This is a genomic window from Pantoea eucrina (assembly GCF_002095385.1).
GTDB lineage: Bacteria > Pseudomonadota > Gammaproteobacteria > Enterobacterales > Enterobacteriaceae > Pantoea > Pantoea eucrina.
On the sequence record NZ_MIPP01000016.1, the window covers coordinates 1 to 26,547 of the forward strand.

Here is a 26,547-nt window from a genome sequence, read left to right on the forward strand (position 1 = left end):
CGCCGGCACGGGCGCGCAGCGTCTCAAGCGCGCCGCGCGCCGCGCGCCAGCGTTCAAAGATATGGATGGAGATATCGCCATAAATTTCGGTACCGGTCAGCTCCTCCAGCAGTTCGGCACGCTCGCCGGGCCGGGCGTGAGAAACGCGGCAAACTGACCCTGTGACAGCATCATTGAGCGGGTGAAGCGGGCAAAATCGAGCCCGGAGAGCGACTCTATGGCTTTCAGCTTATCGCCGACTTTATCCGCCACGATCTGATTATCAGCGACCCGCGCCAGCTCCACGCGCGGCGCCTGCAGCTTGCCGTCAGCCTGACCGCGCGCCCGGTTCTGGCTCCAGAAGGCGCGCCAGGCTTCACCTTTGATTTCAAACTCGACTTCAGCCAGACACTCGGCGGTGTCGCGCGTCATCAGCTGATTCTCACTCTGCGACAGCCCGCCAAGGCGCGGCGTCTGGTGATAGAGCGCCAGGCAGATCGCATCCAGCAGCGTGGTTTTGCCGGCGCCGGTAGCGCCCGTGATGGCAAACAGACCGTTGCTGGCGAACGGCTCCTGGCGGAAGTCGATCAGCCATTCACCGCGCAGCGCGTTGAGATTTTTAAAACGTAGCGTCAGAATTTTCATGCGTGCGGATCCTCGAGGGCGGTCAGCGCGCTGCGAAACAGGCGGGTCAGTCCGTCACTCTGCTGCGCGTCCAGCTCTGACTCCTGTGCCAGGCGACGGGCAAAAACCTCTTCGACTTTCAGTTCGCTCAGCGTCTCATTTGTCAGCCGTTCCAGACTGCGCTGACGCAGCGCGCGGCTGCGGCGCACCAGCAGCACCTCTACCGGCAGCGTGGCCGTGAGCTGCTCAATACGCCGCTGCAGATCGGTGAGGTACTCCTGCGTGGTGATCTCGATATCCAGCCATACCGGCAGCGATCCCTCATAGCGGGCAAACTGTGCCAGCTGCGCCTCAATCTCTGCCATCGAACCTTTTAGCATCTGCATCGGTTGAAAGGCGGGTATGGTCAGCGCGGTTACGCTCTCCAGCGTGCGGCCAAAATCGAGTAGCCAGACGCTTTTATCACGTCCGCTCTCATCAAAACTGAGCGGGATCGGTGAGCCGCTGTAGCGAATATGTTCCGTGCCGGCAATCCGCTGCGCGCGGTGAATATGGCCGAGTGCAATGTAGTCTGCGGGCGGAAACGCCTGCGCCGGAAACGCATCCAGCGTGCCGATATAGATATCGCGTACCGCGTCGCTTTTGGTCACGCCCACGGTAGTGAGGTGGCCGGTGGCGACGATTGGCAGCGGCTCATCCAGCCGTTCTCTTTCTGCCACGGCGGCGCTATAGCAGTGCTGGTAATGCTGCTCGATCGCCTGCAGCAGCGATAACTGCTTGTCGCGACCGGACTGACCGGCCCGACTGCGCAGAATATCGCGCGGGCGCAGATAGGGGATGGCGCACAGCAGCGCGCCCGGCGATCCGTCGCGCTGCGTCAGCGTCAGCACCTGCTGTTCACCGCCGGGGGTAGCGCTGGTGATCACCCGGGTGTTAAGGCAGGCCAGCAGTTCGCGCGACTCATTCAGCGTGGCGACTGAATCGTGATTGCCCGCCAGCACAACCAGCTGACAGCCGCTGGGCTGCAGCGCGACCACAAACCGGTTAAACATTTCACGGGCGTAACTGGGGGGCGAACCGGTATCAAACAGATCGCCTGCCACGATCAGTGCATCAACCTGATGCTCAGCAATTTGCCGGAGCAGCCAGTCAAGAAAAGCCTGGTGTTCGGCGGCGCGACTCTTGCTGTAAAAAAACTGACCGAGGTGCCAGTCTGCGGTATGAATAATGCGCATGGGGTGTCCTGCCTGAAAGCTGGCGGCCAGTATAACGGCTTCGGGCACAAAGGAAAAAAGACGTTTTTGCCGGTGCGAGGGTGGTTTTTATCTCTTGCTTACCGGCCGGGTTTTTCATAAAAGTGTCATAAAACTGACGCATAATGACGCCGCATATCCTAGTGACATCCCGTCACACTCGCAGGAGCAATAATGGCCAAGCGCATTTTGGTTGTGGAAGATGAAGCGCCCATCCGGGAAATGTTATGTTTTGTGCTGGAACAGAACGACTATCAGCCTATTGAAGCGGAAGATTATGACAGCGCGATTAGCCGGCTGATTGAACCCTGGCCCGATCTGATACTGCTGGACTGGATGTTGCCCGGCGGCAGCGGCATCCAGTTTATTAAGCATCTGAAGCGCGAAGCCATGACGCGCGATATCCCGGTCATGATGCTGACCGCGCGCGGTGAGGAAGAGGATCGCGTGCGCGGACTGGAAGTGGGCGCAGATGATTACATCACCAAGCCGTTCTCACCGAAAGAGCTGATGGCGCGTATCAAAGCCGTCATGCGGCGCATCTCCCCGATGGCGGTCGAAGAGGTGATTGAGATGCAGGGGCTGAGTCTCGATCCCTCCTCACACCGCGTGATGTCGGAGACCACGCCGCTGGAGATGGGGCCAACCGAATATAAGCTGCTGCATTTCTTTATGACGCATCCGGAGCGGGTCTACAGCCGCGAACAGCTGCTGAACCACGTCTGGGGCACCAACGTCTATGTCGAAGATCGCACCGTAGATGTGCATATTCGTCGCCTGCGTAAAGCACTGGAAATCTCCGGCCACGATCGTATGGTGCAAACCGTACGCGGAACAGGGTATCGTTTCTCTGCCCGCTACTAAACGGAGCCTGCTACCGTGCTGGAACGCCTCTCCTGGAAGCGATTACTGACCGAGCTGGCGCTGGCCTGTCTGCCTGCGCTGCTGTTCGGCCTGCTGTTTGGTTATCTGCCGTGGTGGCTGCTGGCAGCCGTCTCAGGCGTTCTGGCCTGGCACTTTACTAATCTGATGCGGCTCTCCCACTGGCTGTGGGTCGACCGCTCAATGACGCCGCCCACCGGGCGCGGCAGCTGGGAACCGCTGTTTTATGGCCTCTACCAGATGCAGTTGCGTAACCGCCGTCGCCGCCGCGAGCTGGGAAACCTGATCAGGCGTTTTCGCAGCGGCGCGGAGTCGCTGCCGGATGCCGTGGTGCTCACCACCGAAGAGGGCACCATTTTCTGGTGCAACGGCCTCGCTCAGCAGCATCTGGGGCTGCGCTGGCCGGAGGATAACGGCCAGAATATTCTCAACCTGCTGCGCTATCCTGAATTCTCCCGCTATATCCGCCAGCGCGACTTTGCCCGGCCGCTGACGGTGGTGCTGAATAATCAGCGGCACATGGAGTTCCGCGTGATGCCTTACAGCGAGGGGCAGTGGCTGATGGTGGCGCGTGATGTGACCCAGATGCATCAGCTGGAGGGCGCCCGCCGCAACTTTTTTGCCAACGTCAGTCATGAACTGCGTACGCCGCTCACGGTGCTGCAGGGCTATCTGGAGATGATGGACGATGAGGCGATGAATGCGCGCACGCGCAGCAAAGCGCTGGGCACGATGCAGGAGCAGACCCGACGCATGGACAGCCTGGTGAGGCAGCTGCTGACGCTGTCGCGCATCGAGGCGGCCCCGGCGCTCGATCTCAAAGAGCGGGTTGATGTACCGGCCATGCTGCATCTGCTGCAGCGCGAAGCGGAAACGCTGAGCCAGGGGCGCCATGTTATTCACTTCCATACCGATCCTCATCTGCGCGTACTGGGTAACGACGAGCAGCTGCGCAGCGCTATCTCGAACCTGGTCTATAACGCGGTTAACCACACGCCGGAAGGCACGCATATTCATATCAGCTGGCTGCGCACGCGGCAGGGAGCGGAGTTTAAAGTCTGCGATAACGGTCCCGGCATCAGCGAAGAGCATCTGCCGCGCCTGACGGAGCGCTTTTACCGCGTTGATAAAGCGCGGTCGCGCGCCACCGGGGGCAGCGGACTGGGGCTGGCGATCGTCAAGCATGCGCTGAGCCATCACGGTGCGCGGCTGGAGATCAGCAGCTGGCCGCATCAGGAGACCTGCTTTCGCTTTCTGCTGCCGTCGCGTCTGATTGTGGAAGAGGCCGCGCAGGAGCGGGCGGGGTAATCTGCATTGCGCCGTTTTCGCAGGCTTGCCACAATAGCGCTCTTCTTCTCTCTGACGGCGGCTCCATGCTGAAATCTCTGCTGTTCACACTTCTGCTGCTCTTCTCTGTGCTGGCGCAGGCGCAAAAAGCGATGCTGACCGGCAACCTCAGCAGCGCCGGGTCAGATACGCTGGGTTATCTGATGACGCTGTGGGGGGAAGATTTCAGCCTGCAGGCGCCCGGCGTCAACGTTCAGGTACAGGCGGCGGGCTCTTCGACCGCGCCAACGGCGCTGGCGGCAGGAGCCGCACAGCTGGGCGCGATGAGCCGGCCGATGCAGAACGATGAGCGACAGTTGTTTATTGCCCGCTACGGCTATCCGCCGCTCGCCGTACCGGTCGCCATGGATGCGCTGGTCGTGGTGGTGAACCAGGCTAATCCGCTGCAGCGTATCAGCCAGCCGCAGCTTGATGCGCTCTATTCTGTTACCCGGCTGTGCGGCGGCACGCAGGTTCCGCAGCGCTGGGGCGATACGGGCGTGACAGATGATAAGTGGGCGCAGCGGCGCATCCAGCGCTTTGGCCGCAACTCTGCCTCCGGCACCTGGGGGTTCTTCAAGCAGCAGGCGCTTTGCCGCGGCGATTTTCGCGCTGACGTGGCGGAGTTTCCCGGTTCGGCTGCCGTGGTGCAGGCGGTTGCGACCACGCCAGAGAGTATCGGCTACGCCAGCTTTGGCTTTCATCTCAGCGGTGTGAAGATCGTGCCGATTGTCACCCGGACCGGCGAAAGCATCATGCCCGATGCCGATACCATCCGCAGCGGCCGCTATCCCTGGTCCCGGCCGCTCTATATTTACGTGAACAAACCACCGGGCAAGCCGCTGCCGCCGCTGGTGGCGGCATTTCTGCATCAGGTACTGTCGTCGCAGGGACAGCGGCGGGTGGCGGAAGCGGGCTATTTACCTCTCTCCGATGCGCAAATCTCCGCTGCGCGGGCGGCCATTAAATAAGCAGCAAGCGCGTGCTCAGGAAAATGAATTTTCTTCATGTCTGCTGAAAATTCTTCCGTTGCCCCGCGCGCGGAAGCGTGGCAGTCTTTGGACATATAGCCATCCAGATGGCTGAAATAACCAGAAGAAATTATACCTGACCGCAACTACCGGTCTGCAAGGAGAATCTATGCCCGCTCAGCACGCCCCGTTCCGCGCCGATACCGTCGGCAGTTTTCTGCGTCCCGCTGCGATCAAACAGGCGCGCGAACAGCACGCCCGTGGCGAGATTAGCGCTGAGCAGCTGCGCGAAGTGGAAGACCAGGCTATTCGCGATGTTGTCGCGCAGCAGCGTGCCAATGGCCTGCAGGTTGTCACTGACGGCGAGTTCCGTCGCGCGTGGTGGCACTTCGATTTCTTTGGCGATCTGAATGGCGTAGAGCTGTTCGAAGCGGAGCAGGGGATCCAGTTCAACGGCGTACAGACCAAAGCGCACGGTGTAAAAGTCACCGGTAAAGTCTCGTTTAATCCGGCGCATCCGATGCTGGAACACTTCCGCTTTCTGCAGAGTATCGCCGGCGACGCGGTCGCTAAAATGACGATTCCCAGCCCGAGCGTGCTGCATTTCCGCGGCGGCCGCAAGGTTATCGACGCCACGGTTTACCCCGATCTGGATGCCTACTTTGCCGATCTGGCGCAGACCTATAAAGACGCCATTGCCGCGTTTTATGCTGCCGGCTGCCGCTATCTGCAGCTGGACGATACCGTCTGGGCCTATCTCTGCTCCGGGGAGCAGCAGGAGCAGATCCGCGCACGCGGCGACGATCCGCAGGCGCTGGCCCGCACTTATGCCCAGGTGCTGAACGCGGCGCTGGCAGATAAACCGGCCGATCTCACCGTCGGGCTGCACGTGTGCCGCGGTAACTTTCGCTCGACCTGGATATCAGAAGGCGGCTATGAGCCGGTAGCGGAGATCCTGTTTGGCGGCGTGAATATCGACGCCTTTTTCCTGGAGTATGACAACGAACGCTCCGGCGGATTTGAGCCGCTGCGCTTTATTAAGCCAGGTCATCAGAAAGCGGTACTCGGCCTTATCACGACCAAAACCGGCGCGCTGGAAGATCCTGAACAGGTTAAAGCGCGGCTGCAGGAAGCGGCGCAGTACGTCAGCCTCGATCAGATCTGCCTCAGCCCGCAGTGCGGCTTTGCTTCCACCGAAGAGGGTAATAGCCTGAGCGAAGCGGAGCAGTGGCAGAAGATCCGTCTGGTGGTGGATATCGCTAAACAGGTGTGGTGAGAGTGTAAAGTTGTGCAGACAGGCGCGTAAATCGCGCCTTTTGTGCATCCTGAACCGCACTTATGCAAGAACAACTTTCGCTTTGTCTGAATTTTAAACAAATCATCTGGGGTGTTTAGCGGCTATTTCGCCCATATTCACTGCCTGCATACGCTTATGCGCGATATCCTTCTGGTTTTCCGATCCCGTATTGTCTTTCTCCGCTATAAACGTTTTAATTTGCGCCGTTGTCGATTCATCCCTCTGTGAACAGAAGAAAAGCAGATTAAATCACCTGCGCTGTCTCGATTCGGCCCACATTTCGCACTGGGTAATCCAGCTAAGCCATTGTTATCGCGCAATCAGGGGACAACACAAACTCAACTTCCACCGCAACATCAGCTACAGGCACGACAGAAGTTATGACATACCGTTTAACCTCGAGGGACATCCTTGCGCTGGGCTTTATGACCTTTGCCCTGTTCGTTGGCGCAGGCAACATTATCTTTCCACCGATGGTGGGAATTCAGTCTGGTGAACACGTCTGGGTCGCCGCACTCGGCTTCCTCGCGACCGCGGTCGGCCTGCCGGTCATGACCGTGATCGCGCTGGCGCGCGTTGGCGGTGGCATCGATGCGCTCAGTTCGCCAATCGGTAAAGCAGCGGGTCTGCTGCTGGCGACGGTCTGCTATCTGGCCGTGGGACCGCTGTTTGCGACGCCGCGTACCGCGACCGTTTCGTTTGAAGTCGGTATCGCTCCGCTGACCGGTGACGGCCCGCTGCCGCTGTTTATCTATAGCCTTATTTACTTTGCGCTGGTTATCGGGATCTCCCTCTATCCGGGCAAGCTGCTGGATACCGTCGGGCACGTGCTGGCGCCGCTGAAAATTGTCGCGCTGACCATACTCGGCGTTGCCGCGCTGGTCTGGCCGGCGGGCGGTATTGCGCCTGCGACGGCAGACTATCAGCGCGCGGCGTTCTCTACCGGTTTTGTAAATGGCTATCTCACCATGGATACGCTGGGCGCCCTGGTGTTTGGTATCGTGATTGTGAATGCGGCGCGTTCGCGCGGCGTTGAAGATGCGAAACTGCTGACGCGCTACACCATGCTGGCTGGCCTGATCGCCGGTGTCGGACTGACGCTGGTCTACCTGAGCCTGTTCAAGCTTGGCTCCGGCAGCGCCGGCCTGGTTGACCAGAATGCCAACGGCGCCGCTATTCTGCACGCTTATGTACAGCAGACGTTTGGCAGCATGGGCAGCTTCTTCCTCGCGGCGCTGATCTTTATCGCCTGCATGGTAACGGCCGTTGGCCTGACCTGCGCCTGCGCTGAGTTCTTTGCACAGTATCTGCCGCTCTCGTACAAAGCGCTGGTGTTTATTCTGGGCCTGTTCTCGATGGTGGTGTCAAATCTGGGGCTGAGCCATCTGATTCAGATCTCCATCCCGGTGCTGACAGCAATTTATCCGCCCTGTATCGTGCTGATAGTGCTAAGCTTCACCCTCAACTGGTGGAACCGCAGCGCGCGTATTATTGCGCCAACCATGCTGGTCAGCCTGCTGTTTGGCATTGTGGATGCAATCAAAACCACCAGCTTTAAAGAGATACTGCCGCTGTTCAGCCAGCATCTGCCGCTGGCCGATCAGGGACTCGCCTGGCTGCCGCCTTCGCTGGCAATGATGGTGATTGCTGCCGTCGTGGATCGCGTTAAAGGACCACAGCAGGTAGTCGTCCGGCAGTAAACGACACGGCTGTTCATTCCGACCACGGGCTTGCCCGTGGTTTTTTCATTTTCACAGGACCTGTTTGTTATGCAAGAAACCAACACGCTCAAACGCGGACTGAGCACGCGCCATATTCGCTTTATGGCGCTGGGATCGGCAATCGGTACCGGGCTGTTTTACGGCTCGGCGGATGCTATCAGGATGGCGGGGCCCAGCGTTTTACTGGCCTATATTATTGGTGGCGCGGTGGCCTATATCATCATGCGTGCGCTGGGGGAGATGTCGGTTAACAATCCGCAATCAAGCTCCTTTTCGCGCTATGCGCAGGATTATCTCGGTCCGCTGGCGGGCTATATCACCGGCTGGACCTACTGCTTTGAGATCCTGATTGTGGCGATCGCGGATGTCACCGCATTTGGCATCTATATGGGCGTCTGGTTTCCGGATGTACCGCACTGGATCTGGGTGCTGTCAGTAGTGCTGATTATCGGCGCCATCAACCTGATGAGCGTGAAGGTGTTTGGCGAAGTAGAGTTCTGGTTCTCTTTCTTTAAGGTCGCCACCATTATCATCATGATTGTGGCGGGCTTTGGCATGATTTTCTGGGGCATCGGCAACGGCGGAACGCCGACCGGGATCCATAATCTCTGGAGCAACGGCGGCTTCTTCGCCCACGGTATTGTGGGTATGCTGCTCTCGCTGCAGATGGTGATGTTTGCCTATGGCGGGATCGAAATCATCGGTATTACCGCCGGTGAAGCGGATGAGCCCGCCAAATCGATTCCGCGCGCGATCAATTCGGTGCCGCTGCGTATCCTGGTGTTTTATGTGGGTACGCTTTTTGTCATCATGTCGATCTACCCGTGGAATCAGGTCGGTACCGAGGGCAGCCCCTTTGTGCTGACGTTCCAGCATCTGGGTATCGCTGCGGCGGCGTCAATTCTTAACTTTGTGGTGCTGACCGCTTCGCTATCTGCCATCAACAGCGATGTGTTTGGCGTGGGGCGTATGCTGCACGGTATGGCGCAGCAGGGCCATGCGCCTAAAGTGTTCCAGAAAGTCTCTTCGCGCGGCATCCCGTGGGTGACGGTGGTGGTGATGATGTTTGCGATGCTTATCGCCGTTTATCTGAACTACCTGATGCCGGAAAAAGTCTTCCTGGTGATCGCCTCGCTGGCGACCTTTGCCACGGTCTGGGTATGGATCATGATCCTGCTGTCGCAGATCGCATTCCGGCGCAAAATTGGCAAGGCGCAGGCGGCGCAGCTGCAGTTTGCCGTACCGGGCGGCAGTGCCACCACCTGGGCAGGCGTGCTGTTTCTCGCCTTTATCATTGCGCTGATTGGCTATTTCCCTGATACGCGAATTTCACTCTACGTGGCTTTGCCTGGATTATGCTGCTGCTGCTGGCGTGGCCGCTGGTGAAAAAGCAGAAACGCTGAGCGTCAGGCTAAAAAGAAAAGAGTCGCCCTGTGTGGCGACTTTTTTTATGGGAAAAAAAGTATTCGGCGCATCCTGTCGCCGAAAAATAGAACCAAAACGGAAAAATAGGTCAAAACTAAGGGATGATTGACGCACTCAGAATACGCTAAATTTCATAGCGTTATGTCACAGCGGACAAATATAGAATTATCGCAATTCAGCCATAAAAACGCTTCAGCAGAACGAAGAGGCGGCCGGGAAACTGATAAGCCCGCATGGCGGGCTGAACAAAGGTGCAACTGACTCAGGGAGCCCATGTGACGGGGGCGAGGGCGCTGCTGTCGACTCCCTGCCTGAGCTGAGCCAGCGTCGATTGATAAGGACAGAGCGTGCCGATGGCGCTGTCGTGACAGTCTGGCTGATGCCACTCTGCCTGCAGTAAAGGGTGCTGCCGATCCACCGGCGCGAGCTGGCGCAGCGCATCCAGACTCTGCGCCTGAAAGTAAATGCGCAGCCGGCGGCTGTTGTCACGCGTATCGCGCCAGCGCTCAAACACCAGGCTGCTGCCCGGCGGGATATTACCGCGCGCGTAGCCCGGCAGCTGCCAGCTGAAATTCATCAGGGTGCGCACCATTGCGATATTGGTATCGTGGGCTACCAGCAGCAGCCAGCGGGTATCGGGCGAGCCGGGACGATCTTCGAGCGCCGCGATCGCCGTATTGAGCAATATTGAGCCGCGCTTTTGTGCCAGATAAGGGACATCGTTACTCAGATCGTAATTTGCGGTGAGCAGTGGCAGCAGCGCCGTAATCTGCTGCGCGCTGTTCAGGCGCCCCTGCGCCAGCGCCTCTGGTGGCAGATTTTCACTCCAGCCGAGACGCAGCGTTTCCACCATGCTCGCCATGACGCTTAATCCCTGGATATAGCTGTGGCCGCTCCGGGTCTGCTTCAGCTGCCACGGGCGCGAAAAAAAGCGGCAATCGCCGTCACAGACCGCCGCATTTAGCTGCCGGATCGCCGGCTGCAGCCGCTGCTGCAGCGCAGCAAGGTCGCCAGCCCGTGCGGCAATCGCTGCCTGCTCGCGGGCAGGATCGGTCCGGGCAAATGGAAATTTATCGCTCTGAAACAGGGGATCCGCCCCATCGGCAACAACGTGCACCGGCACACCGCAGCCGGGAAACGCGCCGTCAGTCAGCGCCTGTGCCGTGGCCCGCGTGCGCTGCAGCGGGCTGGCGCGCACATAAATTTGCCGGCTGTCAGGGCAGCCCGCGTGGAGCAGGCCCGCCTGACGGTAGTAGTTACCCTGCCAGCGTCCTTTATTGACCACCGCGCTGTAGCCGTGACCGGTAAGTTCGCCATCCGCCGTGCTCCAGCGCGGCCAGGGGTGCTGCGTGGCCGCTTCAATCTCTGCCCGGTTAGCCGCCGTCGGAGGACGTACGCCGTGCCGGCCGATCTCTACCACCTTTTCCAGCTGCCAGCGATCGGCTGCGGTGGCGAGCAGCGGCAGCAGCAGCAATATCAGCAGCGATTTCACGTCAGCGGCTCCGCCAGCAGCGCATTGATCTGCGGCCAGAGCGTGGCGTTAGCCAGCAGCACCGGATTGCCCTGCGTCAGGCCATTATTCTGCTCATAACGGTTGGTCTCTCCACCCGCTTCCCGCATCAGTACGATGCCTGGCAGGCCGTCCCACGGCTGCATGCGCGCTTCGTAATAGCCGGTCAGCCGCCCGGCCGCCGCCCACGCGCTCATCAGCGCCCCGGAACCGTTGCGGATAAACATGCCGCCCTGCTGCAGCAGCGCGCTGATAAAGTCGAGCAGTGGAGCCGCAGGCTGACTGGTGGAGCAGCCCAGACCAAACAGCCCCTGGCTCAGCTGGCCGGCGCTGTGTGCCCGGATACGCTGCTCGTTCATCCATGCGCCTTTGCCCCGGCAGGCGTGAAAGATCTCATGATGATTGGGATCGCATACCACGCCAATAACCGGTTCGCCTTCACACACAATCGCCAGCGCCACGCACCAGTTGTGCAGCCCGCTGAGAAAGTTGCTGGTGCCATCAATCGGATCAACTACCCAGATAAAGCGTGCCTGTCCGGCGTCTCCGCCGCTCTCCTCACCGATAACTGCGTCTTCAGGAAAGCGTTCCAGGATAAGGTGCCGGATTAACTCCTCAACGTTGCGGTCAGCCTCACTGACCAGATCCTGTAAATCCTTCTTATATTCTGCAATCAGCTGGTTACGCTGCTGATACCACGACATGGCGCGACTGCCAGCGGCTCTGGCGACCTCGCAGGCAAACTGATAGCGCGCCTCTAATTCAGTTAACGTAGCTGATGACATGTTTCCCTCTTATCATTTTCTGGCTGGTGTAGTAACCAGACGTGCCTGAACAGGCGGAATGGTGGTGTGGCCGGGTCTGGTAAAGTTAAGAAAGGCTTCATTAAGCCGCAGATATATGCGGCTGGCAAGAGGGGAGAAGAGGTATTGGCGCGGATTACGGATTCAGAGGCGCTGCGCGCGAGCGTCTGCCATCAGGCGCGGATAGAAAGCAAAAAACAGCGCTTCCAGCGCGTCATAGTGATCAACAAAATCCTGATAGGAGTCGCGCAGCGCCGCAAGACGGGGACGGCGATACGCCATGCCGCGCAGCACCCGCTCCAGCCGCGCCGGTTCGGCGTAGTGTTCAAACCAGCGTTCGCGCCACATCACCGCGTTGAGCTCAATAAAGCTTTCTGGCGTTCCCGCCAGCTGCGGCACAATATGCCGCTGCGCAGCCTCACTAAAGGCGGCGAGTGAGATATCAGGCTGGAACTGCTGCCAGTGGCGCGCAAGAAAATGATCCCAGATCACATCAAGCGTAATCGGGGCTACGCGCCGCGTTTCCGGACGAAACCACTGCCGGGCGGTACGCACTTCAGGCAGGTTGTCCGTCAGCACATCGATACGGCGGTGCAGGGCGATCCCCGCTGCAACCGGTGCCGGCCACTGCGCCTGAACATTGCCGCGCACAAAGTCGGCCAGCAGGTTGCCCAGCAGCGAGCTTTCTGCCAGCGTGGCAAGATGAAGGTGAGCAAGAAAATTCATGCGCTATTATAGGCAGAATCGCGTCTCTGCAGCCAGTTGTTCAGAATTTCCCACTTTTCCGCTAAACTATGCCGCCTGTTTTTGAGTCCGGAAAAGTTATACATGCGTGTCGCCGATTTTAGCTTTGAGTTGCCCGAATCCCTGATTGCCCACTATCCCCAGGCGCAGCGCAGCGGATGCCGTCTGCTGTCCCTTGATGGCCCGAGCGGCGCCCTGACGCACGGTGTCTTTACCGATGTGCTGGAGAAGCTTAATCCCGGCGATCTGCTGGTGTTCAATAATACGCGGGTGATCCCGGCGCGCGTCTATGGACGTAAAGCCAGCGGCGGCCGGATTGAAATGCTGGTAGAGCGTATGCTGGATGATAAGCGGGTGCTGGCGCACGTGCGTGCCTCAAAGGCGCCAAAGCCGGGCACTGAGCTGCTGCTGGGCGACGATGAGAGCGTAAAAGCGACCATGGTGGCGCGGCACGATGCGCTGTTTGAGATCGCCTTTACCGATGAACGCGCGGTGCTCGATATTCTCAATAGCGTAGGCCATATGCCGCTGCCGCCCTATATCGATCGCCCGGATGAAGAGGCCGATCGCGAGCTTTACCAGACGGTATACAGCGCCCGTCCTGGCGCGGTGGCAGCACCAACCGCCGGGCTGCACTTTGATGAACCGCTGCTGGAGGCGCTGAAAGCCAAAGGGGTGGAGATGGCGTTTGTGACGCTGCACGTCGGGGCCGGTACCTTCCAGCCGGTGCGCGTTGAAAATATCAATGACCATATCATGCACTCGGAATATGCAGAGGTGCCGCAGGATGTGGTTGACGCGGTGCTGGCCTGTAAAGCACGCGGCAATAAAGTTGTCGCGGTAGGGACCACGTCGGTGCGCTCGCTGGAGAGCGCCGCTCAGGCGAGTCAGGATGCGCCGCTGGCGCCTTTCTTTGATGACACGCAGATCTTTATCTATCCTGGCTATCGCTACCAGATTATCGATGCGCTCATTACCAACTTCCATCTGCCGGAATCGACGCTGATTATGCTGGTTTCTGCGTTTGCCGGCTATAAAAACACCATGGCGGCGTACCAGAGCGCGGTGGCCGAACAGTACCGTTTCTTTAGCTACGGGGATGCGATGTACATCACCCGTAATCCGCACGCTCCTGACGAACCTGTCGGAAGCACACACCCTTAATGTTCCGGTGCCGCCTGCGGGTGGCACGGCTACAGTCGGGTAAATCAGACTGTTTCTCTGATGAGGTTAATGTGAAATTTGAATTAGATACAACAGACGGACGCGCGCGTCGCGGACGTCTGGTTTTCGATCGCGGCGTGGTTGAAACCCCGGCATTTATGCCGGTGGGCACGTATGGCACCGTTAAAGGCATGACGCCGGAAGAAGTGAAAGAGACCGGTGCGCAGATCCTGCTGGGCAATACCTTCCACCTCTGGCTGCGTCCGGGGCAGGAGATCATGAAGCTGCACGGCGATCTGCATGACTTTATGAACTGGCAGGGACCGATTCTGACCGATTCGGGCGGCTTCCAGGTATTCAGCCTGGGTGATATCCGTAAGATCACCGAAGCGGGCGTGCATTTCCGCAACCCCATCAACGGCGATCCGATCTTCCTCGATCCGGAAAAATCGATGGAGATCCAGTACGATCTCGGCTCCGATATCGTGATGATTTTCGATGAGTGCACGCCATATCCGGCTGACTGGGATTATGCAAAACGTTCGATGGAGATGTCGTTGCGCTGGGCACAACGCAGCCGCGATCGCTTCGATTCGCTCGGTAATAAAAATGCGCTGTTCGGGATTATCCAGGGTGGTGTTTACGAAGATTTACGAGATGTCTCCGTCAAAGGTCTGGTAGAGATTGGCTTTGATGGGTACGCTGTGGGCGGCCTCGCGGTGGGTGAGCCGAAAGAGGATATGCACCGTATTCTGGAACATGTCTGTCCGCAAATTCCGCAGGATAAACCGCGCTATCTGATGGGTGTCGGAAAGCCAGAAGATCTGGTGGAAGGCGTACGCCGCGGTATCGATATGTTTGACTGCGTCATGCCTACCCGCAACGCGCGCAACGGTCATCTGTTTGTTACCGACGGCGTGGTGAAAATCCGCAACGCGAAGTATAAAGATGACACCGCGCCGCTGGATGCGGAGTGTGATTGTTACACCTGTCGCAATTACAGTCGCGCCTACTTGCACCATCTTGATCGCTGTAACGAAATACTGGGCGCACGCCTGAATACGATTCACAATCTGCGCTATTACCAGCGTCTGATGGCGGGTTTACGCCAGGCTATCGAAGAGGGTAAATTAGAGCACTTTGTTAGCGAGTTCTACCTACGGACGGGCAAAGCGGTTCCACCGTTAAACGTCTGATTATTCTATCAATGAGGGAAATTAAATGAGCTTTTTCATTTCTGACGCCGTCGCAGCAGCGGGCGCTCCGTCACAGGGAAGTCCGTATTCTCTGGTGATCATGCTGGTGGTTTTTGGTCTGATTTTCTACTTCATGATCCTGCGTCCGCAGCAGAAGCGCGCCAAAGATCATAAAAAGCTGATGGACTCCATCTCGAAAGGGGATGAAGTGCTGACCAACGGCGGCCTGGTGGGTCGTGTCACTAAAGTTGCTGATACCGGTTATATCGCTATCGCCCTGAACGACACCACTGAAGTAGTGATTAAACGTGATTTCGTGGCCGCCGTCCTGCCGAAAGGGTCGATGAAGGCGCTGTAATTTTATCTTCCCGAAGGGAACTGCCGTGTTAAACCGTTATCCTTTGTGGAAGTACATCATGCTGGTCGCCGTTATTCTTATCGGCCTGCTGTATGCGCTTCCTAACCTTTATGGTGAGGATCCGGCCGTTCAGATCACTGGTGCGCGCGGAAGCGCCGCCAGTGAGCAGACGTTGGATCAGATCCAGAACGTACTCAAACAAGACAACATTCAGAGCAAATCCCTCGCACTGGAAAATGGCGCTATTCTGGCGCGTTTCGCTAACACCGATGTGCAGCTGCGCGCGCGCGAAGCGCTTACAACTGCGCTGGGTGACGATTTCGTGGTAGCCCTCAATCTCGCACCGGCCACGCCGCGCTGGCTCACTCTGCTGGCAGCGGAACCGATGAAACTCGGTCTGGACCTGCGGGGCGGGGTGCACTTCCTGATGGAAGTGGATATGGATACCGCGCTGGGCAAGCTGCAGGAGCAGAATGCAGACGGCCTGCGCAGCGATCTGCGTGAAAAGAATATTCCTTATACCAACGTCAGCAAACTCGCTAACTACGGTGTGGAAGTGCGTTTCCGCGACGCCAAAAGCCGCGATGACGCGATCGGCTACCTGACGCCACGCCACCGCGATATGGTATTCACCAGTGCGGGCAGCGATGCAATGCGCGCGGTGATGACCGATGCGCGCCTGAGTGAAGCGCGGGAATATGCGGTACAGCAGAATATTAATATCCTGCGCAACCGTGTTAACCAGCTGGGCGTTGCTGAGCCGCTGGTGCAGCGTCAGGGTGCCGACCGCATCGTGGTTGAGCTGCCGGGTATCCAGGATACCGCGCGGGCAAAAGAGATCCTTGGTGCCACCGCGACGCTGGAGTTCCGTCTGGTTAATACCAGCGTAGATCCGGGTGCTGCGGCAAATGGACGCGTGCCGGGTGACTCAGAAGTGAAGAAAACGCGGGAAGGGCAGCCGGTTGTGCTTTATAAGCGTGTCATTCTTACCGGCGATCACATCACCGATTCCACGTCCAGCATGGATGAGTACAACCAGCCGCAGGTGAATATTTCACTGGATGGCGCGGGCGGTAACATCATGTCGAACTTCACCAAGGACAACATCGGCAAGCCGATGGCGACCCTGTTTGTGGAGTACAAGGACAGCGGCAAGAAAGATGCCAACGGCAGAGCGATTCTGGCGAAGCAGGAAGAAGTGATCAACGTGGCGAACATTCAGTCACGGCTGGGTAATAGCTTCCGCATCACCGGTATCAGCAACCCGAACGAAGCGCGTCAGCTGTCGCTGCTGCTGCGTGCCGGTGCGCTGATTGCGCCGATTCAGATTGTCGAAGAGCGTACCATTGGCCCGACTATGGGTCAGCAGAACATCACCCAGGGTCTGGAAGCCTGCCTGTGGGGTCTGATCGCTTCGATCATCTTTATGGTGGTGTTCTACAAAAAGTTTGGTCTGATTGCGACCAGCGCGCTGCTGTGTAACCTGGTGCTGATTGTCGGCATCATGTCGCTGCTGCCAGGCGCCACGCTCACCATGCCGGGCATTGCCGGTATCGTGCTGACGCTGGCGGTTGCCGTAGATGCCAACGTGTTGATTAACGAACGTATTAAAGAAGAGCTGCGTAACGGACGCTCGGTACAGCAGGCGATTCATGAGGGCTACAAAGGCGCCTTCTCCAGTATCGTCGACGCCAACGTCACCACGCTGATTAAAGTCATCATTCTTTATGCGGTGGGTACCGGCTCCATCAAAGGCTTTGCAATCACCACCGCTATCGGTATTGCAACCTCGATGTTTACCGCTATCGTCGGCACCCGTGCCATCGTTAACCTGGTGTACGGCGGCAAACGCATCAACAAGCTGTCTATCTGAGGAGTGCGTTGTGGCACAGGAATATAGTATTGAACAGCTGAACCACGGGCGTAAGGTCGTAGACTTTATGCGCTGGGATACGCTGGCGTTTATCATCTCGGGTCTGCTGATCGTGGCGTCAATCGCCATTATCGGCGTGCGCGGGTTTAACTGGGGACTCGATTTCACCGGCGGTACGGTGATTGAGATTAACCTGGAGAAACCTGCAGATCTCGATGCGCTGCGCGAAGGTCTGGTAAAAGCGGGCTTTGACGAGCCGCTGGTGCAGAACTTCGGCAGCAGCCGCGACGTGATGGTGCGGATGCCACCTGCGACCGGCAATGCGGGTCAGGAGCTGGGCAACAAGGTGTTGTCCTCTATCAACCAGACCACGCAGCAGAACGCGACGGTAAAACGCATTGAGTTTGTCGGACCAAGCGTAGGTAGCGACCTGGCGCAGGCGGGGGCGATGGCGCTGCTCTCTGCGCTGATCGCTATTCTTATCTACATCGGGTTTCGCTTTGAATGGCGTCTGGCGCTGGGCACCGTGCTGGCGCTGGCGCATGACGTTATCATCACCTGCGGCCTGCTGGCGCTATTCAGCATTGAAATCGATCTGACCATCGTTGCCTCGCTGATGTCGGTGATTGGTTACTCGCTTAACGATAAGATTGTGGTTTCTGACCGTATTCGTGAGAACTTCCGTAAGATCCGTCGCGGTTCTTCTTACGATATCACCAACGTGTCGCTGACCCAGACGCTGAGCCGTACCCTGATCACTTCTATCACCACGCTGGCGATGATCCTGATCCTGTTCATCTTTGGCGGCGCGCTGCTGAAAGGCTTCTCGCTCACGATGCTGATTGGTGTGACGATCGGTACGATCTCATCCATCTACGTCTCTTCAGCGCTGGCGCTGAAGCTGGGGATGAAGCGTGAGCATATGCTGGTGCAGAAAGTGGAAAAAGAGGGCGCCGATCAGCCTTCTATTCTGCCGTAAGCCCGGCGCTGACCGATGCAAAAAGGCCCTTCTCCGGAAGGGCCTTTTTTTATGGCGCGGCGTCTGCCGTTACCTCATGTACGCGCACATAGCCGAGCCGATCCGGTGTCAGGCCACTCAGGTGCAGCGGCACTGTTACCGTGCTGCGCGGCATCAGGCTGGCGGGCACGCTGATGCGCTGACTCAGGCTGTCGGCGGCCAGCGGCTGACCACTGGCGGGATCGCTTTCACCCCACACCACGGTCGCGCTCAGCGCGGGTACCGGCTTGTCATCAGCAGAGCGGATAACCAGGCTGGCCTGGCTGCCGTTTGCTTCTGCACTCACGTTCAGCAGTGCGAGACGCAGCGTACCCAGCTGCGTCTCCAGATCAACCGGCGTCGCGGAACCAGGTACCAGCCATGCGCCCTGAGTGGAGCGGCTGTTAAGCTGGCCCTGCTGCTCCAGCGCGCCGGCGCGGCGGGTGAGATGACGCATCTGCTGATTGAGCTGGCTCACCTCCTGATGCAGCTCTCTGACCTGCGGGGCAGGAGGCGGAGTGCTGCAGCTGCTCAGCAGCAGCAGCGACAGCACCGCCAGAACCGGTAAGCTCCTGAGTCTCATGCTCTCTCCCGCACCTTATTCCGGAATACGCAGTACCTGGCCCGGATAGATTTTGTCCGGATGGCTCAGCATCGGCTTATTAGCTTCGAAGATTTTGTTGTACTGATTCGGATCGCCGTAGACCTGTTTGGAAATAGCGCTCAGGGTGTCGCCTTTTTTCACTGTGTAGAGGTTGGCTTCGCGTGCGGTGTCGCTGACGGTAACTTTATCATCCACTTTAGTGATGCCGGCAACGTTACCGGCTGCCACCAGAATCTTCTCTTTGAGCTCCTGTGAGATGCCGTCGCCGCTGACGGTTACGGTATCACCCTGCACATTGACGTTGACTTTATCGCTGTCTGGCAGGCCGAGCTTGTTGATGTGATCCTGCAGCTTTTTGCTGGAGTCATCACCGCCTGTCACGCTGTCCCACAGCTTCTCTCCTGCTTCTTTGACGAAGTTAAACAGACCCATAGTTCCTCCTGTGATTGTGCCGGATTGGCTCTTTAAGCGTAGTGCGTTTTTGACATTTGCTGGCAGAAGCGGTTATGAGCGCTGAAAAAACCGCCAGGCAGGCGGCCTCTGTTTTGTTAAATGTGAGTTCGCGTTACACTGTGTGGCCCAAAATGTCGCGACAGGAAACGTCATGCATTGCCCATTCTGTTCCGCTGTGGATACCAAAGTGATCGACTCACGCCTGGTCAGTGAAGGTTCCTCGGTGCGCCGCCGCCGTCAGTGTCTGGTCTGCCATGAGCGCTTTACCACGTTTGAGATGGCGGAGCTGGTGATGCCGCGCGTGGTAAAAAGCAACGACGTGCGTGAGCCTTTTAACGAAGATAAGCTGACCAGCGGCATGATGAAGGCGCTGGAGAAGCGTCCCGTCAGTGCTGATGCGGTCGATAGCGCAGTCAATCACATTAAAACCCAGCTGCGTGCGACCGGCGAACGTGAGATTGCCAGCAAGCTGATTGGCAATCTGGTGATGGAAGAGCTAAAAAAACTGGATAAGGTCGCCTATATCCGCTTCGCCTCGGTCTACCGCAGCTTTGAAGATATCCGCGACTTTGGCGAAGAGATCGCCCGCTTACAGGACTGAATCATGACCGATGCTCGCTATATGGCGCGCGCGCTGGAACTGGCGCGACGCGGTCGTTTCACCACCACGCCAAACCCCAACGTCGGCTGCGTGATCGTGCGTGACGGCACAATTGTCGGCGAAGGCTGGCATCAGCGCGCGGGTGAACCGCATGCTGAAGTGCATGCGCTGCGCATGGCCGGAGAGCAAGCGCGCGGTGCAACCGCCTACGTTACGCTGGAGCCGTGCAGCCATCATGGCCGGACGCCACCCTGCTGCGATGCGCTGATTGCTGCTGGCGTCAGCCGCGTGGTGGTCGCCATGCAGGATCCTAACCCGCAGGTCGCAGGGCGCGGTCTCTGGCGCCTGCAGCAGGCGGGAATTGAAGTCAGTCACGGGCTGATGATGGCGGAAGCGGAAGCGCTCAATCGCGGGTTTCTCAAGCGTATGCGCACCGGGTTTCCCTGGATACAGCTCAAGCTTGGCGCTTCACTGGATGGCCGCACAGCGATGGCGAGCGGTGAGAGCAAGTGGATCACCTCGGCGGCCGCCCGCCGGGATGTGCAGCAGTTCCGCGCGCAGAGTTCCGCCATTCTTACCAGCAGTGCCACCGTGCTGGCCGACGATCCGTCACTCACGGTACGCGCAGATGAACTCAGCGACAGCGTTCTCCAGCAGCTGGATACGCAAACTCTGCGGCAGCCGGTGCGGGTGGTGGTTGACAGCCAGCAGCGCGTGACGCCGCAGCACCGGCTGATTCATCAGCCGGGTGAGAGCTGGCTGATGCGTACCGCTCCCGATGACGCCGCGTGGCCGGAGAGCGTAACGCAGATTGCGGTGCCGCCGCGCGGCGAACAGCTTGATCTGGTCGCGATGATGATGCTGCTCGGTCAGCGTCAGATTAACAGCGTCTGGGTCGAGGCGGGAGCGGGCCTGGCGGGCGCGCTGATTCAGGCCGGACTGGTGGATGAGCTGATTGTTTATATCGCACCGGTGCTGCTTGGCGACGCCGGACGCGGGCTCTGTACGCTCCCCGGGCTGGAGGCGTTGAGCGCCGCGCCGCGCCTCGATTTTCGTGATGTGCGCAAAGTGGGTGACGATCTGCGTCTTACCCTGACCCTGCGTTAAGCATGCACGGAAAAGCCTGAGCGCCGGGCTAAAGAGTATGATAGAATCCGCCCCCTTCTGCGGGGGCTATAAAACACACACCCAAAGGATATGTATGAACGTTATCGAAGCTGCTGTTGCCACGCCTGATGCTAAAATTGCCATCGTGATTGCGCGTTTTAACAACTTTATTAATGACAGTCTGCTGGATGGCGCGGTCGATGCGCTGAAGCGTATCGGTCAGGTTAAAGCTGAAAACATTACCGTGGTCTGGGTGCCGGGCGCCTATGAGCTGCCGCTGGCCGCGCGCGCGCTGGCGAATACCGGTAAGCACGACGCGATTGTTGCGCTGGGCACGGTGATCCGTGGCGGCACTGCCCATTTCGAATATGTGGCAGGTGAAGCGAGCTCCGGTATCGCTAACGTGGCAATGAGCTGCGAAATCCCGGTCACCTTCGGCGTTCTGACCACCGAAAATATCGAGCAGGCGATTGAACGCGCCGGCACGAAAGCGGGTAACAAAGGCGCAGAAGCCGCGCTGACCGCACTTGAAATGATCAACGTATTGAAAGCCATTAAAGCCTGATTTTTGTAAGGGGAATTTTGTGAAACCTGCTGCTCGTCGTCGCGCCCGTGAGTGCGCTGTCCAGGCGCTCTACTCCTGGCAGTTGTCCAACAACGACATTGCCGATGTGGAATACCAGTTTCTGGCGGAACAAGACGTCAAAGACGTCGATATTAGCTATTTCCGCGAATTGCTGGCCGGTGTGGCGACCAACAGCGCGTACCTGGATGGCCTGATGAAACCCTGGCTGTCACGCCAGCTTGAAGAGCTGGGTCAGGTAGAAAAAGCGATCCTGCGCCTCTCGCTCTATGAGCTGAGCAAGCGTGCGGATGTGCCTTATAAAGTCGCCATCAACGAAGGTATTGAGCTGGCAAAAGTGTTTGGCGCTGAAGACAGCCATAAGTTTGTCAACGGCGTGCTGGATAAAGCCGCTCCGCAAATACGACCAAACAGAAAGTAGTGCAGAAGGCCGGGTGACCGGCCTTTTTTCATTGAGACCTGATTTATGTCCTGTGGTGAATTTGAACTGATCGCACGCTATTTCAACCGTGTAACCAGCTCCCGTCGCGACGTGGAGAAGGGCATTGGTGATGACTGTGCGTTACTGAACGTTCCTGACAAACAGACCCTCGCTATCAGCACCGATACGCTGGTAGCGGGCGTCCATTTCTTACGCGATATCCATCCGGCCGATCTCGGCTACAAAGCGCTGGCGGTAAACCTCAGCGATTTAGCTGCGATGGGCGCCGATCCGGCATGGCTGACGCTGGCACTGACGCTGCCTGAGGTCGATGAGACCTGGCTGGCGGGCTTCAGCGACAGCCTGTTTGAGCTGCTCGACTACTACGATATGCAGCTGATTGGCGGCGACACCACGCGCGGTCCGCTCAGCCTGACGCTGGGTATTCACGGGCTGGTGCCTGTCGGGCGCGCGCTGAAGCGCTCCGGTGCAAAGCCGGGTGACTGGATCTACGTTACCGGCACGCTGGGTGACAGCGCGGCGGGACTGTCGCTGCTGCAGCATCATCATCGTCTTGACGATCCGGCGGTGCACGAGGTGCTGATCAAGCGTCATCTGCGTCCGATGCCGCGCGTGCTGCAGGGCCAGGCGCTGCGCAGCCTTGCTACCTCGGCGATCGATATCTCTGATGGCCTGATTTCCGATCTTGGCCATATTCTGACGGCCAGCCGGGTTGGCGCACGCCTGAATCTCGACGCGCTGCCGCTCTCCGCTACGCTGCGCGATCATTTTGCGCCGGAGCAGGTGCTGCGCTGGGCGCTGAGCGGCGGTGAAGATTATGAACTTTGCTTCACGGTGCCTGAAGTTAACCGCGGCGCGCTGGATGTGGCGCTGGGCCGGCTTGGCGCACCTTATACCTGTATCGGACAGATCGCCCCGGAAGCGGAAGGGCTGACGCTGCTGGAGCACGGTAAGCCGCGCCGCTTTAACCATAAAGGATTTGACCATTTTGACGCGCGATAAAGATGTAGCGAAAAGTCGCCTGCGGATGCGCAATCCCTGGCATCTGCTGGCAACCGGTTTTGGCAGCGGATTAAGCCCTTTTATGCCGGGTACCGTAGGCTCGGTGGCCGCGATCCCGTTCTGGTGGCTGATGACGTTTCTGCCGCTGCAGCTCTATTCGCTGGTGGTGCTGGTGGGTATCAGCGTGGGCGTCTATCTCTGTCATCGCACCGCGCGTGACATGGGCGTACACGATCACGGCAGCATCGTCTGGGATGAGTTTGTCGGCATGTGGATCACGCTAATGGCGATCCCGGTGCTTAACGGCTGGTGGGTACTGGCTGGTTTTGTCATCTTCCGGATTTTTGATATCTGGAAACCGTGGCCTATTCGCTGGTTCGATAAGAACGTTCATGGCGGAATGGGCATTATGGTCGACGATATCATCGCCGGCGTAGTCTCCGCAGCCGTATTATACGGCGCCGGCCTGCTGCTGTAAGGGCGGCCAGGGGCGCATTAATGCGCCCCCTACGCGCGGTGTCCCGCCGCGTAATTATTACCGTAGGGGCGGCATTTATGCCGCCCTGGTTTCAGGTGTATGATTTGGCCAGGGGCGCATGAATGCGTATAACCGTGGTGCATGATTCGGCCAGGGGCGCATAAATGCGCCCCCTACGCCGGAATTACCGTAGGGGCGGCATTTATGCCGCCCTGGTTTATGCGGATATCAATTGCTTACTCATACCCTACAGCCGGATGCGGCTGATAGACCATCTCCAGCTCGGCGATATCTTCCGCACTCAATTCAACGTCAACCGCTTTAACCAATTCGGCAAACTGCTGCTCACGTGAAGCGCCGATAATAGGGGCGGTCACGGCGGGTTTATGCAGCAGCCATGCCAGTGCGACCTGCGCGCGCGTCACCTTTTTCTCCGCGGCAATGGTGGCCAGTCGCTCCGCAATCGCGGCGTCGTTCTCTTCTGTACCGGTATACAACTTCTCCATCACATTATCAGAGACCGAGCGTGCGGTAGTTTCCCCCCAGGGGCGCGTCAGTTTGCCGCGCGCCAGCGGGCTCCACGGCAGCACGGCGATGCCCTCACGCTGACAGAGCGGGTGCATCTCCTTTTCCTCTTCGCGCTGGATCAGATTGTATTGATCCTGCATGCTGACAAAGCGCGCCCAGCCATGATCTTGCTGCAGCTGCAGTGCCTGAGCAAACTGAGAGGCGTGCATGGAAGAGGCGCCGATATAACGCGCCTTACCCGCTTTCACGACCTCATCCAGCGCCTGCAGCGTCTCTTCAACGGGCGTTGCATAGTCCCAGCGGTGGATCTGCAGCAGATCCACATGATCCATGCCGAGTCGCATCAGGCTGTCATCGATCGACTGCAGAATATTCTGCCGCGACAGGCCCTGCGACAGGTTGCTGAGCGGGAAGTAAACTTTGGTCGCGACCACCACGTCATCGCGCCGCGCGAAATCTTTCAGCGCGCGTCCGAGGATCTCTTCGCTGCTGCCGTCAGAATAGCTGTTGGCGGTATCAAAAAAGTTGATCCCCGCGTCCAGCGCCTGTTTGATCAGCGGCCGGCTGCTCTCTTCCGGCAGCGTCCAGGCGTGGTTGCCGCGCATCGGATCGCCATAAGTCATGCAGCCTAAGCAGAGTCGGGATACCTGGAGATCGGTCTGGCCTAAACGAACGGTTTTCATTGAGAGCTCCTGCTCTTATGCGTGGGAAAAGGATTCCGTAAGCATAGCAGCAGGAGCGAAGAGGGGAGTTATTGCGCGAGCCAGGCAGCGATCTGCTGCTGAATGCCGGCGGCATCCAGTTGATAGTCGTGACGCACCTCTTCCTGAGTACCCTGTGGAATAAACTCATCTGGCAGGCCAAGGTTGAGCACCGGCACGGCCAGGCGTTTCGCCATCACAAACTCATTTACGCCGCTGCCGGCGCCACCCATGATGGCACCTTCTTCCAGCGTCACCAGCGCATCATGGCTCTGCGCCAGCTCGCAAATCAGGGTTTCATCCAGCGGTTTCACAAAGCGCATATCTACCAGCGTGGCGTTCAGTGCTTCAGCCGCGGCCTGCGCATCCGGCAGCAGCGTGCCGAAATTGAGGATCGCCAGCTTTTCACCCTGACGCTTCACCACCCCTTTGCCCAGCGGCAGACTGGTAAGCGGCTCAAGCGTGGCACCGGTACCGGTACCGCGCGGATAGCGCACCGCGCTCGGACCCGCCTGATAGTGATAGCCGGTGTAGAGCATCAGGCGACACTCATTCTCGTCGCTTGGCGTCATAATCACCATGCCGGGCACGCAGCGCAGATAGACGATATCAAATGCGCCCTGATGCGTCTGACCATCCGCGCCGACAATACCGCCGCGGTCGATAGCAAACAGCACCGGCAGCTGCTGAATCGCCACATCGTGGATCACCTGATCGTAAGCGCGCTGCAGGAAGGTGGAGTAAATCGCCACGACCGGCTTGTAACCGCCAATCGCCATGCCGGCAGCAAAGGTCACGGCGTGCTGTTCAGCAATCGCCACGTCAAAATATTGCTGCGGATAGGCGCGCGAATAACTCACCATGCCGGACCCTTCACGCATTGCCGGCGTGACCGCCATCATGCGCGGATCGTCAGCGGCGATCTCGCTCAGCCAGTCGCCAAAAATCTTCGAGTAGCTCGGCAGACCAGGCACGCTTTTTGGCAGCGCACCGCTGGCCGGGTCAAACTTCGGTACGGCATGCCAGGCGATAGGATCCTGCTCGGCAGGGGCATAGCCTTTGCCTTTTTTGGTCATGATATGCAGGAACTGCGGACCTTTAAGATCGCGCATATTCTTCAGCGTGCCGACAAGCGTCAGTACATCATGGCCGTCAACCGGACCGATGTAGTTAAAGCCCAGCTCCTCGAACAGCGTGCCGGGCACCACCATGCCTTTCAGATGCTCTTCGGTGCGCTTCACCAGCTCTTTAATCGGCGGCAGACCGTCCAGCACGCGCTTGCTGCCTTCGCGCAGGCGCGAATAGGTTTTACCGGAGAGGATCTGCGCCAGGCGGTTATTCAGCGCGCCAACGTTCTCCGAGATCGACATCTCATTGTCGTTGAGGATCACCAGCATATCGGGCTTGATATCGCCGGCATGGTTCATCGCCTCAAACGCCATTCCGGCGGTAATTGCGCCGTCGCCAATGATACAGGCGGTGCGGCGACCTTTACCTTCCCGCTCGGCGGCGACCGCCATGCCGAGACCAGCGCTGATGGAGGTAGAAGAGTGTCCGACGCTCAGGACGTCATATTCGCTCTCACCGCGCCACGGAAACGGGTGCAGGCCGTTTTTCTGCCGGATGGTGCCGATGCGATCGCGGCGTCCGGTCAGAATTTTATGCGGATAAGCCTGATGGCCTACGTCCCAGACCAGATGGTCAAACGGAGTATTGTAGACGTAATGCAATGCGACGGTCAGCTCGACAACGCCCAGACCCGACGCAAAGTGGCCGGATGAGCGGCTGACGCTATCCAGCAGATACTGACGCAGCTCGTCGCACAGGGCCGGAAGTTTCTCTTTCGGCAGTAAACGTAATTCCTGCACCGTGCCTGCTAACGCCAGTGTCGGGTATTTTGCAATATCAAAACTCATCAGAGACTC

General features: G+C 58.4%; 24 protein-coding genes and 2 pseudogenes. 17 read left to right on the forward strand and 9 right to left on the reverse strand.

From position 1 onward, the window contains the following. Together HA43_RS08930 and sbcD are read right to left on the reverse strand one after the other, a co-directional pair. Positions 1 to 624: pseudogene (locus HA43_RS08930) on the reverse strand (AAA family ATPase); the annotation flags it as partial. After that, positions 621 to 1,838: an exonuclease subunit SbcD gene (sbcD, locus tag HA43_RS08935; RefSeq protein WP_094111489.1), complete on the reverse strand. Its 1,218-nt coding sequence runs from the start codon at positions 1,836 to 1,838 to the stop codon at positions 621 to 623. The gene sbcD and the pseudogene HA43_RS08930, both read right to left, overlap by 4 nt. A 192-nt stretch (positions 1,839 to 2,030) precedes the next feature. Between sbcD and phoB the strand changes: the two genes are divergently transcribed. From phoB to proY, 6 genes and pseudogenes are all read left to right on the forward strand, one after another. Further along, a complete protein-coding gene (phoB, locus tag HA43_RS08940) occupies positions 2,031 to 2,720 on the forward strand; it encodes a phosphate response regulator transcription factor PhoB (protein WP_039382949.1) in 690 nt (229 codons plus the stop codon). Positions 2,721 to 2,735: 15 nt separating this feature from the next. After that, positions 2,736 to 4,046, forward strand: a complete 1,311-nt coding sequence (gene phoR / locus HA43_RS08945) for a phosphate regulon sensor histidine kinase PhoR (protein ID WP_071668615.1) — start codon at positions 2,736 to 2,738, stop codon at positions 4,044 to 4,046. Positions 4,047 to 4,114: 68 nt separating this feature from the next. Next, entirely contained in the window at positions 4,115 to 5,035 is a 921-nt protein-coding gene (locus HA43_RS08950; RefSeq protein WP_094111514.1) for a PstS family phosphate ABC transporter substrate-binding protein, read from the forward strand. A gap of 169 nt (positions 5,036 to 5,204) precedes the next feature. Then, on the forward strand, positions 5,205 to 6,311 hold the full coding sequence (locus HA43_RS08955) for a cobalamin-independent methionine synthase II family protein (RefSeq protein ID WP_039382951.1): 1,107 nt from the start codon (positions 5,205 to 5,207) through the stop codon (positions 6,309 to 6,311). Positions 6,312 to 6,712: 401 nt separating this feature from the next. Beyond that, entirely contained in the window at positions 6,713 to 8,032 is a 1,320-nt protein-coding gene (gene brnQ, locus HA43_RS08960; protein ID WP_039382952.1) for a branched-chain amino acid transport system II carrier protein, read from the forward strand. Positions 8,033 to 8,101: 69 nt separating this feature from the next. Further along, positions 8,102 to 9,456, forward strand: a pseudogene (proY, locus tag HA43_RS08965) (proline-specific permease ProY). Positions 9,457 to 9,740: 284 nt separating this feature from the next. On the opposite strand, the gene HA43_RS08970 reads toward proY, so the two are convergent. From HA43_RS08970 to HA43_RS08980, 3 genes are all read right to left on the reverse strand, one after another. Further along, positions 9,741 to 10,970: a histidine-type phosphatase gene (locus tag HA43_RS08970; protein ID WP_094111490.1), complete on the reverse strand. Its 1,230-nt coding sequence runs from the start codon at positions 10,968 to 10,970 to the stop codon at positions 9,741 to 9,743. Beyond that, complete coding sequence (locus HA43_RS08975; protein ID WP_094111491.1) at positions 10,967 to 11,773, reverse strand: inositol monophosphatase family protein; 807 nt, start codon at positions 11,771 to 11,773, stop codon at positions 10,967 to 10,969. The genes HA43_RS08970 and HA43_RS08975 overlap by 4 nt, the downstream gene beginning before the upstream one ends. Before the next feature lie 162 nt (positions 11,774 to 11,935). After that, a complete protein-coding gene (locus HA43_RS08980; protein WP_094111492.1) occupies positions 11,936 to 12,517 on the reverse strand; it encodes an ACP phosphodiesterase in 582 nt (193 codons plus the stop codon). A 102-nt stretch (positions 12,518 to 12,619) separates the two neighbouring features. Here HA43_RS08980 and queA point away from each other — a divergent pair, with 102 nt between their 5' ends. From queA to secF, 5 genes are all read left to right on the forward strand, one after another. Next, positions 12,620 to 13,699 carry a tRNA preQ1(34) S-adenosylmethionine ribosyltransferase-isomerase QueA gene (gene queA, locus HA43_RS08985; RefSeq protein WP_094111493.1) on the forward strand — a complete coding sequence of 360 codons (1,080 nt, stop codon included), beginning with the start codon at positions 12,620 to 12,622 and terminating at the stop codon, positions 13,697 to 13,699. Positions 13,700 to 13,770: 71 nt separating this feature from the next. Beyond that, complete coding sequence (gene tgt / locus HA43_RS08990) at positions 13,771 to 14,895, forward strand: tRNA guanosine(34) transglycosylase Tgt (protein WP_039385736.1); 1,125 nt, start codon at positions 13,771 to 13,773, stop codon at positions 14,893 to 14,895. 25 nt (positions 14,896 to 14,920) lie between these two features. Continuing rightward, positions 14,921 to 15,253, forward strand: coding sequence for a preprotein translocase subunit YajC (gene yajC / locus HA43_RS08995; RefSeq protein ID WP_039382958.1), 333 nt, complete (start codon positions 14,921 to 14,923; stop codon positions 15,251 to 15,253). A gap of 25 nt (positions 15,254 to 15,278) precedes the next feature. After that, on the forward strand, positions 15,279 to 17,126 hold the full coding sequence (gene secD / locus HA43_RS09000; RefSeq protein ID WP_071668617.1) for a protein translocase subunit SecD: 1,848 nt from the start codon (positions 15,279 to 15,281) through the stop codon (positions 17,124 to 17,126). Between the two features lie 10 nt (positions 17,127 to 17,136). Next, positions 17,137 to 18,105: a protein translocase subunit SecF gene (gene secF / locus HA43_RS09005; RefSeq protein ID WP_065649969.1), complete on the forward strand. Its 969-nt coding sequence runs from the start codon at positions 17,137 to 17,139 to the stop codon at positions 18,103 to 18,105. Positions 18,106 to 18,154: 49 nt separating this feature from the next. Here secF and HA43_RS09010 read toward each other — a convergent pair whose 3' ends face one another. Together HA43_RS09010 and lysM are read right to left on the reverse strand one after the other, a co-directional pair. Further along, positions 18,155 to 18,706, reverse strand: a complete 552-nt coding sequence (locus HA43_RS09010; RefSeq protein WP_094111494.1) for a SadB/YajI family lipoprotein — start codon at positions 18,704 to 18,706, stop codon at positions 18,155 to 18,157. Between the two features lie 15 nt (positions 18,707 to 18,721). After that, the gene (lysM, locus tag HA43_RS09015) at positions 18,722 to 19,159 is read right to left on the reverse strand and encodes a peptidoglycan-binding protein LysM (protein WP_039382962.1); all 438 of its coding nucleotides are present in this window, start codon (positions 19,157 to 19,159) and stop codon (positions 18,722 to 18,724) included. A gap of 172 nt (positions 19,160 to 19,331) precedes the next feature. Here lysM and nrdR point away from each other — a divergent pair, with 172 nt between their 5' ends. The 6 genes from nrdR (at position 19,332) to pgpA (ending at position 23,393) form a co-directional block, all read left to right on the forward strand. Further along, positions 19,332 to 19,781, forward strand: coding sequence for a transcriptional regulator NrdR (nrdR, locus tag HA43_RS09020; protein WP_039382963.1), 450 nt, complete (start codon positions 19,332 to 19,334; stop codon positions 19,779 to 19,781). Between the two features lie 3 nt (positions 19,782 to 19,784). Beyond that, a complete protein-coding gene (gene ribD, locus HA43_RS09025; RefSeq protein ID WP_094111495.1) occupies positions 19,785 to 20,888 on the forward strand; it encodes a bifunctional diaminohydroxyphosphoribosylaminopyrimidine deaminase/5-amino-6-(5-phosphoribosylamino)uracil reductase RibD in 1,104 nt (367 codons plus the stop codon). 94 nt (positions 20,889 to 20,982) lie between these two features. Beyond that, positions 20,983 to 21,453, forward strand: coding sequence for a 6,7-dimethyl-8-ribityllumazine synthase (gene ribH / locus HA43_RS09030; protein ID WP_039382965.1), 471 nt, complete (start codon positions 20,983 to 20,985; stop codon positions 21,451 to 21,453). Positions 21,454 to 21,472: 19 nt separating this feature from the next. Continuing rightward, positions 21,473 to 21,892 (forward strand): transcription antitermination factor NusB, encoded by a 420-nt coding sequence (gene nusB, locus HA43_RS09035; RefSeq protein WP_039382966.1) that lies wholly within the window; start codon positions 21,473 to 21,475, stop codon positions 21,890 to 21,892. A gap of 45 nt (positions 21,893 to 21,937) precedes the next feature. Next, entirely contained in the window at positions 21,938 to 22,915 is a 978-nt protein-coding gene (thiL, locus tag HA43_RS09040) for a thiamine-phosphate kinase (RefSeq protein ID WP_039382967.1), read from the forward strand. After that, positions 22,902 to 23,393, forward strand: a complete 492-nt coding sequence (pgpA, locus tag HA43_RS09045) for a phosphatidylglycerophosphatase A (RefSeq protein WP_039382968.1) — start codon at positions 22,902 to 22,904, stop codon at positions 23,391 to 23,393. Before thiL ends, pgpA begins: the two co-directional genes overlap by 14 nt. Positions 23,394 to 23,629: 236 nt before the next feature. Here the strand turns inward: pgpA and HA43_RS09050 are convergent, their stop codons facing one another. Next, the gene (locus HA43_RS09050) at positions 23,630 to 24,604 is read right to left on the reverse strand and encodes an aldo/keto reductase (RefSeq protein WP_039382969.1); all 975 of its coding nucleotides are present in this window, start codon (positions 24,602 to 24,604) and stop codon (positions 23,630 to 23,632) included. Between the two features lie 68 nt (positions 24,605 to 24,672). Next, positions 24,673 to 26,538, reverse strand: a complete 1,866-nt coding sequence (gene dxs / locus HA43_RS09055) for a 1-deoxy-D-xylulose-5-phosphate synthase (RefSeq protein ID WP_094111496.1) — start codon at positions 26,536 to 26,538, stop codon at positions 24,673 to 24,675. Between the last annotated feature and the right edge of the window lie 9 nt (positions 26,539 to 26,547).

Coding starts and splice junctions, on each gene's coding strand:
- sbcD (WP_094111489.1), bottom strand. CDS start 1,838: ATGCGCATTATTCATACCGCAGACTGGCACCTCGGTCAGTTTTTTTAC.
- phoB (WP_039382949.1), top strand. CDS start 2,031: ATGGCCAAGCGCATTTTGGTTGTGGAAGATGAAGCGCCCATCCGGGAA.
- HA43_RS08955 (WP_039382951.1), top strand. CDS start 5,205: ATGCCCGCTCAGCACGCCCCGTTCCGCGCCGATACCGTCGGCAGTTTT.
- brnQ (WP_039382952.1), top strand. CDS start 6,713: ATGACATACCGTTTAACCTCGAGGGACATCCTTGCGCTGGGCTTTATG.
- HA43_RS08975 (WP_094111491.1), bottom strand. CDS start 11,773: ATGTCATCAGCTACGTTAACTGAATTAGAGGCGCGCTATCAGTTTGCC.
- HA43_RS08980 (WP_094111492.1), bottom strand. CDS start 12,517: ATGAATTTTCTTGCTCACCTTCATCTTGCCACGCTGGCAGAAAGCTCG.
- queA (WP_094111493.1), top strand. CDS start 12,620: ATGCGTGTCGCCGATTTTAGCTTTGAGTTGCCCGAATCCCTGATTGCC.
- yajC (WP_039382958.1), top strand. CDS start 14,921: ATGAGCTTTTTCATTTCTGACGCCGTCGCAGCAGCGGGCGCTCCGTCA.
- HA43_RS09010 (WP_094111494.1), bottom strand. CDS start 18,706: ATGAGACTCAGGAGCTTACCGGTTCTGGCGGTGCTGTCGCTGCTGCTG.
- lysM (WP_039382962.1), bottom strand. CDS start 19,159: ATGGGTCTGTTTAACTTCGTCAAAGAAGCAGGAGAGAAGCTGTGGGAC.
- nrdR (WP_039382963.1), top strand. CDS start 19,332: ATGCATTGCCCATTCTGTTCCGCTGTGGATACCAAAGTGATCGACTCA.
- ribD (WP_094111495.1), top strand. CDS start 19,785: ATGACCGATGCTCGCTATATGGCGCGCGCGCTGGAACTGGCGCGACGC.
- ribH (WP_039382965.1), top strand. CDS start 20,983: ATGAACGTTATCGAAGCTGCTGTTGCCACGCCTGATGCTAAAATTGCC.
- thiL (WP_039382967.1), top strand. CDS start 21,938: ATGTCCTGTGGTGAATTTGAACTGATCGCACGCTATTTCAACCGTGTA.
- HA43_RS09050 (WP_039382969.1), bottom strand. CDS start 24,604: ATGAAAACCGTTCGTTTAGGCCAGACCGATCTCCAGGTATCCCGACTC.
- dxs (WP_094111496.1), bottom strand. CDS start 26,538: ATGAGTTTTGATATTGCAAAATACCCGACACTGGCGTTAGCAGGCACG.